Here is an 11,061-nt window from a genome sequence, read left to right on the forward strand (position 1 = left end):
AAGCGCGCAGTCTGCGCCGGGCCAAAGGTCAGATGCCGGACGACACGCGCTGCCGCCGACTGGAAGGGACGAGATGAACAGAAGATCGGAAGTTGAAAGCACACCGACGGCAGGGAGCTTCGACTTGCTCGATAGCCGGAGCGGCCCTGCCTGCAACCCCGATCGTAGTGAAAAGGGAAAGGACTCCAGCTTGGTCAATAGCTGGACCAGCGGCGGAAACCGCCGTGTCCTGTTGCTGACGCTCTCTTTCGGTTCCGGGCATGTGCGCGCCGCACAGGCGGTAGCGCAGCAGATCAGCGTCGTTGCGCCCGACGCACGGACGCTCGTCGTCGATGCGCTCGACGAATGTCGCGCGCTGTTTCGTGCGCTCTACGTCTGGCCCTACTGGACCATGATCAGACGGGCGCCCGCGCTCTGGAACGGTCTCTTCGCCATGCGCCGTCGCACGCAAACCAAACTGAGCGCGACGGCGCCGGCGGTCCTCTTCGAATGGGGGTGCGCACACGTCTTCCGCACCATCGAAAGCTTCGCTCCGGACGTGATCGTGGCAGCCGAAGTCGCCGCGTGCGAAATGGCCGCGCTGGCGCGGCGACGCAATCTCACGCGGGCGCGCATCGTCGCCGTCATCACCGATCATGAAACCGAACCGGCTTGGGTCAAAGACGAGGTGGACATCTACGCCGTCGCTGACGAACGGGTCGGTGAGCAACTCAGCTCGTGGGGGGCACCCCCTGCGGCGATCCACGTGACCGGCATTCCGACCGATATGCAACGCGGAACAAACATCGCGGCGGCGCGCGCGCGCTACGGCATCGCCGACGACCGCCCGGTGATCCTGTTGATGGGCGGCGGGATGGGACCGACGCACATGGATCGCGTGGCCGCCGCGTTATGCGCCGCTGGCGAGCCGCTTCACTTGATCGCGGTGGCTGGCCGCGATCGCCGAATAGAACGCGCGCTGGCGCGTATTGAGCCTCGATCTCCGACGACGTTGCATCGCCTCGGCTGGACCGACGACGTGCCAGCGCTCATGCAACTGGCGGCGTTGCTCGTCAGCAAACCCGGCGGGTTGACCTTGGCGGAAGCGGCAAACTGCGCGCTGCCTGCGGTTCTTTACGATCCGATTCCCGGACCGGAAGAGCGCAACGCCCGCCGTTACGCTGCGTTCGGTGCAGCTCTTCTGGCGCAAGACGCGCGCGAGGCGGCGGCGCTCGCCTTGAGGCTCGCGCGCGACCGAAGAGAACGGCGGCGGATGAGCGCGCGGATGAAACTTCTCGCTTCGCCCGAAGCCGCGCGGCACATCGCGCAGCTAGCGCTCGAAGCGGTGAGTTCCGCGCGGTCAGGAGGTCGCATATGAAGCTGGACGCATCTTCTACCGAAAGAGAGTTGAACGCGGTGGCGACCCAACCGGCCTTGGCGCTTCAAACCTCGCCGCGCGGCGCTGTTGACCGCCGAAACGATCAGACAATGAGCGTTGACAGCAGCGTCTGGTTGCTCGCCATCGCCAACGGCGCCGGGCACGTTCGTGCGGCCAGCAACATCGCCCGCGCGCTCGAAGCCGCGGGGAACTCAACCGCCGAAGTCATCGAAATCTCTCGTTACATGACCCGCTCAATGCGCTTGACGCACATCACGGCTTATCTCTGGCTCGTCCGTCGCGCGCCGGCGGTGTGGGCGTGGATCGACCGTTTGCAGAAGCGACGACCGACGACTAGCCCGCCGTGGTACTACCGGCGCGGATGTCGCGCGCTGTTCGCACGCGCGCGTGTGGCACGCCCGCGTGCGCTCGTTGCCACTGAGGTCGGCTGCTGCGAGATCGCCGCGCTCATCAAACGCGACCTCGCTCTGCGCTGCCCTTTGATCGCCGTTAATCCATGCTACGACGCAGATCGCGCGTGGGTGCAACCGGAAGTGGATCTCTATTGCGTGGCGACCGATGAGCTGCGAGCTGAATTGATCGCACGCGGAGCCGCGCCCTCGTCCGTGGCGGCGTGGGGCGTGCCGCTCGATCCGCGTTTTGATCTGAATCTCGCGCGCGGCGAAGCCAAACGTCGCGTCTGCGCGCAACTGAATCTCGCGCCCGAACTTCCGCTGCTGCTCGTCGCTGGTGGCAGCGAAGGTTTAGGACTCGATGAGATATTGGATCAAGCGCTGCGCCATCTTCCACGTGCGCAGTTCATTGTGCTCGCCGGTCGCCACGCTCGGATCAAAGCCGCTTGCGAACGCCTCGTCGGCGAACAGCGGTGGCGCGTGCGCGTGCTCGGCTGGACCGATGATCTGTGGCCGCTGCTGCGCGCCGCAGATCTAGCGCTCAGTAAACTGGGCAACTTCTTCGATGAAGCGCTGGCAGCAGAGCTGCCCATCGTCGCGCCCCTGCCGCCGCCCGGCAGCGAACGGGTGCAGCATCGGTTGCTCAATCGCTGGGGCGTCGGATGCGGCGTGCACACTGCGCGCGAAGCGGCGCTTGCGGCAGCGCAGATGCTCGCCGCCCCAACCAAGCTCGAAAGCGCGCGCCATGCTTGCCGCCGCCATCGGCGCATGCTGGCGGCCTCGTCGCTCGCTGCATGGATCACGGCGGCGCTCGCGCGCCACACGGAAGGAGCGCTTAGCTCGCAGTGAATCGGCTTCACGCTCTGACTTCGGGGACAGATCTCGATGCGGTTTCGTGTTGTGCACTTGTTATTTGGCGTTGCGGGATGAGTCCGATGCGGTCCGTATCTCAACCTTCGCGAGCGACTTTTGGCTACGCCGCTCAGTTGGTCAATCGGCAGGTTGATATGGTCTGCGCCTTGACTTTCGAGCGCGACTCTGGAAGGCGAGAAGCTTTCGCCTGCGCAGCTCGATGCGGCTCGTATCTCAGCTCTTCGCAAATCGCCGCTCGGCCACCGCTGATGCAGCTCGTATTGCAGCTTTCGAGGTGAATCCTGTGTCGTACTCCGCGCTCATCGGTTCAGCGTGTATAGCGGGCGCCGCCTGGGGCGCGATCTACTACGCGACCTACGCCGTCCGTTCGCAGTTGCTCGGCCCGACGATCTGGCGTGGCGATGAGAACGCCGGAGCGGTCGCCCTGACCTTTGATGATGGCCCAGCCGAAAGCACGCCGGAGATCCTCGAGATCCTCGCCGCACACGATGTGCCGGCGACCTTTTTCATGATCGGACGCGAAGTCGAACGACGACCGACCGTAGCGCGCGCCGTCGCCGCCGCTGGTCACGAGATCGGCAATCATTCCTACACACATCCGATCTACCTCTATTGCACCGCGCACCGCACGCGCTGGGAACTGCGCCGGGCGCAAGAGGCAATCGCCAACGTCACGGGCGTCGTCCCCCTGTGGGTACGACCGCCGTGCGGCGTCCGCACCCGAGCTTATTTCCGCGCCGCGTGCGAACTCGACTTGGTCACAGTGCAGTGGACCGTCGCCGGGTTCGATTGGAAACGGCGCAACGCGTCTGACATCGCCCGCACCGTGACAAAGGCGCTCGTTCCCGGCGCGATCATCTTGCTACACGACGGCGACAGCAGCAATCGCCGCGACAGACGCGAAACGGCTGCTGCCTTGCCTTTGATCATCAGTGGCGCGCGCGCTCGCGGTTGGCGCTTCGTCCCGCTCGTCGAACTGATCGGCGAGGCCGCACGCGCGCTTCGCTCGTCAGACTTCGGAAAGGAGAGAAGATGAAAGACCTCCTCTTCATCGATTTCGATGGTACGATCACGCGCCGCGATGTGACGGACGCGATCCTCGAAGCGTTCGCCGCCCCGCAGTGGCGCGCGATTGAAGAGGATTGGCAAGCTGGACGGATCGGCTCGCGCGACTGCTTGCACGGACAGATGAGTTTGGTGCGCGCTTCGCGCGACGAACTCGAAGCGTTGCTCTGCTCGATCGAACTCGACCCCGGACTGGGAGCACTGCTCGAGGTCTGCGCTACCGACGATCTTCCCGTCCATATCGTGAGCGACGGCTTCGACTACTGCATTGAACGCATCCTCGCACGCGAGCGTGCACTGGCGCCCTTGCTGCGGCGCGTGCGTGTGTGGGCCAGTCACCTTGAACCTGACGGGCATCGTTGGCGCACAACTTTCCCCTTCTCCTGTCACCCACTGCTTAAGAGCCACGGCTGTGCCACCTGCAAGCCGATGGTGATGCGGCTGCTCAATCGGACGGGCGCGCGCACCATCTTCATCGGCGACGGTCTTTCCGACATCCATGCGACCGGCTTAGCCGACCAGATCTTCGCCAAAGACAAATTGGCCGACTTCTGCGCGGCGCATGCCGTTTCGTTCATCCGTTACGCGAATTTGGCCGAGGTCGCCGCACATCTGGCGGCGCGCAACAACAGACAGGACGAACAGGCGTTCGTCGAACTGGAGGTATCATGAAAGCGAACGATTCCACCATTGATTGCCAAACCGATGCGGCAACCGGCCTTCCGGCAGAGGTCGCGCAGCTCGTGCAGATCACGCGCAAGACGGAAGATGAGTTGCGCGAGCTGGAACGACGCTACTGCTCATGGGGCGATACGGTTCATTACCTCGATCCGCCGAAGTTCTTCGCCCGCTGCGAAGGGAGCTACTTATACGATCGATATGGGCGGCCATACTTGGATCTACAGATGTGGTACTCGGCAGCTAGTTTCGGGTACGCAAACCGACGTTTGAACGCCGCGCTTCAAAGGCAATTGGATCTTCTCCCGCAACTGGCCTGTCAGTATCTTCACGCCGAGAAGATTCAACTGGCAGCGGCCATTGCGCGATTGAACGAATCGAGGTTCGGCCTCAGCGGGCGCGTCCATTTCAACGTCGGTGGCGCGCAAGCGATTGAGGATTCGCTCAAGATCGTGCGCCGCGAGACGGGCAAGACGCTCGTCTTCGCCTTCATGGGCAGCTATCACGGGCGCACGCTCGGTGCCTCGGCCATCACATCGAGTTACCGTTACCGTCGCCCGTACGGGCACTTCTCCGACCGCGCCCATTTCGTCCCCTTTCCCTACTGTTTCCGCTGTCCTTACGGGAAGCGGCGCGACGATTGCGGGCTTTATTGTGTCGAACAGTTCGCTCGTCTGTTCGACAGCGAGTACCACTCGTTCTGGGACGCCAAAGCGGACGAAGGCGAGTTCGCCGCCTTCTACATCGAACCGATTCAAGGCACGGGCGGGTACATCATCCCGCCGCCCGATTATTTTCGCGCGCTCAAGCGGATCCTCGACCAACGTCGCATCTTGCTCGTCGATGATGAGATTCAGATGGGTTTCTATCGCGCGGGCAAGTTCTGGGCCATTGAAAACTTCGGGATCGCGCCGGACATCATCGTCTTCGGCAAAGCTTTGACCAATGGGCTGAACCCGCTCTCCGGCATCTGGGCGCGCGAAGAGTTGATCTCGCCGGCGAAGTTCCCGCCCGGTTCGACCCATTCGACCTTTTCATCGAACCCGCTCGGTACGGCCATCGGCTTGGAAACGTTGCGCCTCGTCGCCGAAAACGACTACGAAACGATCACCCGGCGCAAAGGCGCACGCTTCCTCGAACAGTTGCGCGATTTGCAACGCCGCTATCCCAAGGTCATCGGCGACGTCGATGGCATGGGGCTGGCGCTGCGCGTCGAGATCTGCGCCGAGGACGGATACACGCCCGATCGCGAGCTGACCGAACGCATCTTCGCCGAAGGTCTGCGCGGCGACCTCGATGCGCGCGGGCGCAAGATGGGGTTGGTGCTCGATGTCGGCGGCTACTACAAGAACGTCTTCACGCTGGCCCCTTGCTTCGACATCAGCGAGGAGGAGATCGACTTGGCCGTCGAACTCCTCGAACAACTGATCCGCCGGTGCGCTCCGGAACGCGTCGGCTGAAATGCGCTTTCATCAAAACGAACTAGAACCGATGCTGACTTTTGCCGAAACGATCCTGCTCGCTGCCGCCGATCCCGTTCAAGACCTGGCGTTGGGGCTGTTACCGCCGCGCGCCATCGTTGGCGCATTGGCCTGTGTCCGGCCATCGTGGCTGGCAGCCATGCAACGCGCCCGTTTTCGCCGGACGTTGCGCCTTGTCGCCGCGCGCTCCCCTTTTTACCGCGAACAGTTTCGCCGCCGCCGCATCCGCGTCGAACGGATTGAACACCCAGCGCAACTCGGCGACTTCTACACGACCGGCGAAGATTTGCGCATGTACGGCGCGGAAGCGTTCCTCATCGAACGCCCCGACACGGCGTTCGAGACGACCGGTACCACCTCGCCCGTTCCGAAACGCCTCTTCTTTTCAAAGCGCGAAATGGAGCGCGCAGGGAAGCTGGCCGCGCTCTCTTTGCGGCTCCTTGGGCTGAAAAAAGCGGATCGCGTGGCGAGCGCCTTTGACTGCTCGTTTTGGGTTTCGCCTGCCGTCTTGCGCGCCGCGCTCAACGAGATCGGCTGCTTTCACCTGGAAGCTGGCAAGATCGATCCGCAGGAGTTCCACGCGCGCGTGCGCGTTTACCGCCCGACGGTGATCTTCGGTGAACCGTCGTGGCTCGTCCGCTTGAGCGAAACGGCAGCGGCGAACGGCACGTGGCCAGTGAAGTTTCTCTTCGCTGGCGGCGAGAACATCGTTGAGCAGACGCGTCGCTGGATCGAATCCGTCTGGCAGGCGCCCCTCTACCTGAATTACGGACAGACCGAGGCTTTCGGCGCGCTTGGGATCGAATGTCCAGCGCAAGATGGTTATCACCGCAACGATCTCGACTTCTTCTTCGAGATCGCCGACGCTGATGCCGAAGGCTACGGCGAACTGGTCTATTCGACGCTTACGCGATCCGTCATGCCGCTCATTCGTTACCGCGCTGGCGACCTGACGCGCCTCGTTGAAGAACCATGCACGTGCGGCTGGCCCGCCCGAAGGATCGCCAAAGTCCGCGCTCGCTGCGACGAGATGGTCGTCTGCGGAATGGGCAACGTCGGGCCATGGGTCTTCGCCGAGCTGCTCGGCGACTCTGCGGCGAGCGAATGGCAGGCGACGGTGCGCCACGACGGCGTGCGCGATGTGATCGAGCTGCAGGTCGAAACCGATCGTTCCGCATCGGAGTTGGAGCAACAAACGCGCGCGCGCTTGCGCCAACGGTTCGGCGATTTCTGGAAGAACTATGAGATGGGACTGTACGAACTGCGCGTGCACGTCGTGCCGCACGGCGCATTGCGTGGCGCGCAGAGGAAACTTCGTCGCATCGTGGATGCAAGGCCGACCGCCAACGGTCGAGGGTCGCTCACCTTGAGCATGGGTTCGCGCCAGTAGCCGTGCGCTAGGTCGACCGTCGACGGTCGGGAGAAAGGGGGTTGCAAAGAAGTGGGCCACCGCTGCTTTCGCCGCAACATCGCCCAACGAATAAGCGATCGGTGGGCCGTTGAAATTCCAATCGGAGAGGATGATCGAAAATGTTCACCGTCGTCATCGCTGATCTTGAAGCCAAGGGTGGTTACGTCAACAAAGACACCATCGCGGGCGGTTACGGTTCGCGATTCTACGCCGACTCTTTTTACACGCGCATGATCGTCTGCGTGCGGCGCGCTTTTCAGCGCCTTCCAAGCCCGCACGTTGGATACCTCGCCGCCATCTTCGCCCGTTATGGGCATCGCGTCGTCGTGACGCGCGGCGAACCAACCGCCGGCGATCTTGCGCTCGTGCTCACCTCGCTCGTCGATTACAAACACGAGCGCGAATGGGCTGCGCGCGCGCGCGCGCGCGGCATGCGGGTTGGCTTCTTCGGCACGCCCGCGACCTTCATGCCGGAATTGTTCGCCGACATCGCCGATTTCGTCATCATCGGCGAACCCGAAGCTGCAGCCGAACGGCTGGCGCGTGGAGAAGAGCTGCGCGGACTGGTCCAGAGTCCGGCGATCGAGGACTTGGATTCGTTGCCCTTCCCTCGATGGGATTTGGTGGAAGTGCCGAAGCTCGGTTACACCAACCGCCGACGCATGGGGTTGGCGCGCGCCGTCCCGATGCTCACGAGCCGCAGTTGCCCAGAGCATTGCACCTACTGCCCGCATCGCATCACAGCGAAATTCCGCGCGCGTTCAGTAAGCTCGGTCGTCGCCGAGATGGAGGAGATTTGCGCGCTCTTTCACCGCCCGCACATCGTCATCCGCGACCCGATCTTCACGCTCGACCGCCAACGCTGCCTACAACTAGCCGACGAGATGCAACGGCGCTCGCTCTCTTGCTCTTTCGAATGTGAGACGCGCATGGACGATCTCGATGAAGAACTCATCGCGTCTCTTCACGCCGCGGGACTACGCGGCATATCCTTCGGCGTCGAGTCGCCAGACCCGCACGTGCTCAAGCGCGTCGGTCGGCGCTATATTCCGCCGGAGCACATCCGACGCATGGTCACGCTGTGCTGGCAACGCGGCATCAAAACCACCGCCTTCTACGTCTTCGGCTTCTTGCAGGACACCGAAGAGAGCATCCGCGAAACGATCCGGTTCGCGTGCGACCTCGACACAGCTTATGCCAATTTCAAAATCCTCACTCCGTATCCCGGCACGCCGCTCTTCAAACAACTGCGACCGCTCATCTTCGAGCGCGACTGGGAGAAATTCGATGGCTACACGCTCACCTTCACCCATCCGCAACTGTCGCCACAGCGCGCGCGTCTGTTGCTCGGCATGGCTTACTCGCGCTTTTACGGTCGGCCTTCGCAGCTGTTCAACCTGTTCGGGTGGCATGCGTTGACGCATACGCGCCCTGTGCAGACCTTGGACGATCTGGCTTGGCGCGCGTATGATCATTTCGACCGCCGATGGATGCAAGAAGGAGCGGCTCCTGCACAAGAACCGGTTGATCTCGATGCGTCGCGGAGGATGACGGCATGAAGCTGCGTGCCATTGCCCGTTATGGCATCCGTTCGGTACCCGGCGACGAGCGCGTCGTGATCGAAGCTTTCCGCCGCGGCGCGGCCATCTCCGGTCCGGCCATCGGCGAATTCGAAGCGCGCTTTGCCGCCTATCATGCAGTGGCGCATGCCGTGGCGACCTCTTACGGGCGCATGGCCTGCTACTACATCCTGCGGGCGCTCGATCTGGCACCTGGCAGCGAAGTCATCGTGCCAGCGCTGACCTTCTGGGTCGTCCCCGAAATGGTGCGGCGCGCCGGGCTGCGACCGGTCTTCGTCGATGTCGACGCGCGAACCTTCAACATCGCGCCGGAGAAGATCGAAGCGGCGATCACCTGCCGAACGCGTGCCATCTTACCCACACACCTGTACGGCCAGCCATGCCAGATGGAACCGATCTTGCGCCTTGCGGAAAAGTACGATCTTGCGGTCATCGAAGATTGTGCGCAAGCGGTCGGCGCGCGTTATCGCGGACGGCTCGTCGGCACGTTCGGCACGGCAGCCTTCTTCAGCTTCCAGATGCTCAAAGGGATCAACACCTACGGCGGCGGTATGGCCATTACGGACGACGCCGCTCTCGCCGCGCGCATTCGCGCGCAGGTCGAGGCTGAGCCGCCACCCTCAACGAGCGAACTGGCCCGACGGTTCGCGCTCGGATACTTGGCGCGCTGCGCCATCAGCCCGCGCGGTTATGCGCTCTGGGGTTTTCCGCTGCAAGCAGCCGTCTCACTCTTTGGCCATTACGATCTATCGCGGTTCGTCTGGGAGAAGATTCGCCCGCTCGCGCCGTTTCCCGCCGCCTACCACCGACGTTACACGAACGCGCAGGCCATGCTGGGGCTGCGCGCACTGGCCCAGCTCGATGACGCCAACGCGCGCACGCGAGCGCACGCCGAACGCTACACGCGCGCGCTGGCGAACCACCGTCAAGTGCGCGCGCCCGCAGTGATCGCCGACGCTGAACACGTCTACTACCAATATTCGATCTACGTCTCAGATCCGGCGCGCACGGCACGCCGCATGATCCGGCGCGCCATAGATTGCGAAACGACGCACGTCGATCTCTGCTCCGAACTCCCGTTGTTCGCCGAGTTCGCCGCCGACTGCCCGGGAGCGCGACAGACCACGCGCGCACTGCAATTGCCGGTCTATGCGCGCTTGCACGATGAAGACGTCGAACGCGTTCTGCGCGTCCTTTGCGAGGTCACCGCCGATCTGCCAGAACTCAGTCAAGAAATCCTCTCGGCATCGAACCTCGCACACCGCGCGCAACGCAGCGGTGCCGCGCTCGACCGAACGCGCGCGAACGCTTCGCTGAAGTGAGCTATACGCCATCGCACCGAGACGAGGGATCGGAACATGACTCGACGTTTCAGGGAGATCAGCAGAGCGCCGAATCGAAGGTCGAGCCGCGCCCGCCACCGAAACGATGACGAAGAAGGGAGACGGACGTGCGAGCGGACCTGCCGAAAAGAGTCGGGTTTCGGCAAAGACCTAAGACACGAAGCGGCGCGGAAACCCTCGTCCGTAGAGAATGAACGCTGAGACGGCGAATGGCTTCGCGCCTCGAGCGGCGGCTCAAAAACAGGCGAGCATCTCCGCTGCCCAGCGGGCGAGCTTTGCCGTGACGAAGATCAACCCTCGGCAGCAAACCGCTGCTCGTTTTCGCTGACGATGCTTTACGATTTCGCACAAACGACGCTCGCGCGATTCTGCAGTGAGCTGCTTGCCAGTTCCGATCAAGATTCATTGATCCGCCTTTTCTCGCGTTACGGCTATTTGGCCATCGCGTTCGCCGCTTTTTGGGAAGGCGAAGGGCTGCTGATCATCGCTGGCGCGCTCTGCGGCGCAGGCTACTTGGATTGGCGCTGGACCATCATAGCAGCAGCGCTCGGCGGAGCGGCGGGCGATCAGGTCTATTTCTACCTCGCGCACGATCGCGCCGCACGCCTCGTCGAACGGTCTGCCCGCCTGCGCCGCTGGCTGCCGCGCGTGCGTGCGCTGGTGGCGCGTCACGGCGTCTGGACGGTGCTGCTCTCGCGCTTCGCGGCCGGGTTGCGCATCACGATTCCGCTCGTCTGCGCCACCGCCGGGATGAACCCGCTCAAGTACAGCGCGCTCAATCTGCTCAGCGCACTAGCCTGGGCCAGTTTTTGGGTCGCGGTGAGCTACCAGCTGGGAGCCCACTTGGTCCGTTGAAAGAT

General features: G+C 63.2%; 9 protein-coding genes. All 9 read left to right on the forward strand.

Annotated features, from left to right (window positions below):
- Positions 1-73: 73 nt before the first annotated feature.
- The 9 genes from C4334_RS07670 to C4334_RS07710 all read left to right on the forward strand — a co-directional run bounded on the left by C4334_RS07670 (position 74) and on the right by C4334_RS07710 (position 11,056).
- On the forward strand, positions 74-1,357 hold the full coding sequence (locus C4334_RS07670) for an MGDG synthase family glycosyltransferase (RefSeq protein ID WP_352431497.1): 1,284 nt from the start codon (positions 74-76) through the stop codon (positions 1,355-1,357).
- A complete protein-coding gene (locus C4334_RS07675) occupies positions 1,354-2,619 on the forward strand; it encodes an MGDG synthase family glycosyltransferase (protein ID WP_352431498.1) in 1,266 nt (421 codons plus the stop codon). The genes C4334_RS07670 and C4334_RS07675 overlap by 4 nt, the downstream gene beginning before the upstream one ends.
- Positions 2,620-2,917: 298 nt before the next feature.
- Positions 2,918-3,679 carry a polysaccharide deacetylase family protein gene (locus tag C4334_RS07680; protein WP_352431499.1) on the forward strand — a complete coding sequence of 254 codons (762 nt, stop codon included), beginning with the start codon at positions 2,918-2,920 and terminating at the stop codon, positions 3,677-3,679.
- Positions 3,676-4,380, forward strand: a complete 705-nt coding sequence (locus C4334_RS07685) for an MtnX-like HAD-IB family phosphatase (RefSeq protein ID WP_352431500.1) — start codon at positions 3,676-3,678, stop codon at positions 4,378-4,380. Before C4334_RS07680 ends, C4334_RS07685 begins: the two co-directional genes overlap by 4 nt.
- Positions 4,381-4,451: 71 nt before the next feature.
- On the forward strand, positions 4,452-5,846 hold the full coding sequence (locus C4334_RS07690) for an aspartate aminotransferase family protein (protein ID WP_502943418.1): 1,395 nt from the start codon (positions 4,452-4,454) through the stop codon (positions 5,844-5,846).
- 1 nt (position 5,847) lies between these two features.
- On the forward strand, positions 5,848-7,257 hold the full coding sequence (locus C4334_RS07695; protein ID WP_352431502.1) for a phenylacetate--CoA ligase family protein: 1,410 nt from the start codon (positions 5,848-5,850) through the stop codon (positions 7,255-7,257).
- 140 nt (positions 7,258-7,397) lie between these two features.
- Positions 7,398-8,837, forward strand: a complete 1,440-nt coding sequence (locus C4334_RS07700) for a B12-binding domain-containing radical SAM protein (RefSeq protein WP_352431503.1) — start codon at positions 7,398-7,400, stop codon at positions 8,835-8,837.
- A complete protein-coding gene (locus tag C4334_RS07705; protein ID WP_352431504.1) occupies positions 8,834-10,180 on the forward strand; it encodes a DegT/DnrJ/EryC1/StrS family aminotransferase in 1,347 nt (448 codons plus the stop codon). The genes C4334_RS07700 and C4334_RS07705 overlap by 4 nt, the downstream gene beginning before the upstream one ends.
- Positions 10,181-10,531: 351 nt before the next feature.
- The gene (locus C4334_RS07710; protein ID WP_352431505.1) at positions 10,532-11,056 is read left to right on the forward strand and encodes a DedA family protein; all 525 of its coding nucleotides are present in this window, start codon (positions 10,532-10,534) and stop codon (positions 11,054-11,056) included.
- The last annotated feature ends 5 nt before the right edge of the window (positions 11,057-11,061 follow it).

It is taken from the genome of Pyrinomonas sp., from assembly GCF_040289685.1.
In the GTDB taxonomy this organism is placed as follows: Bacteria; Acidobacteriota; Blastocatellia; order Pyrinomonadales; family Pyrinomonadaceae; genus Pyrinomonas.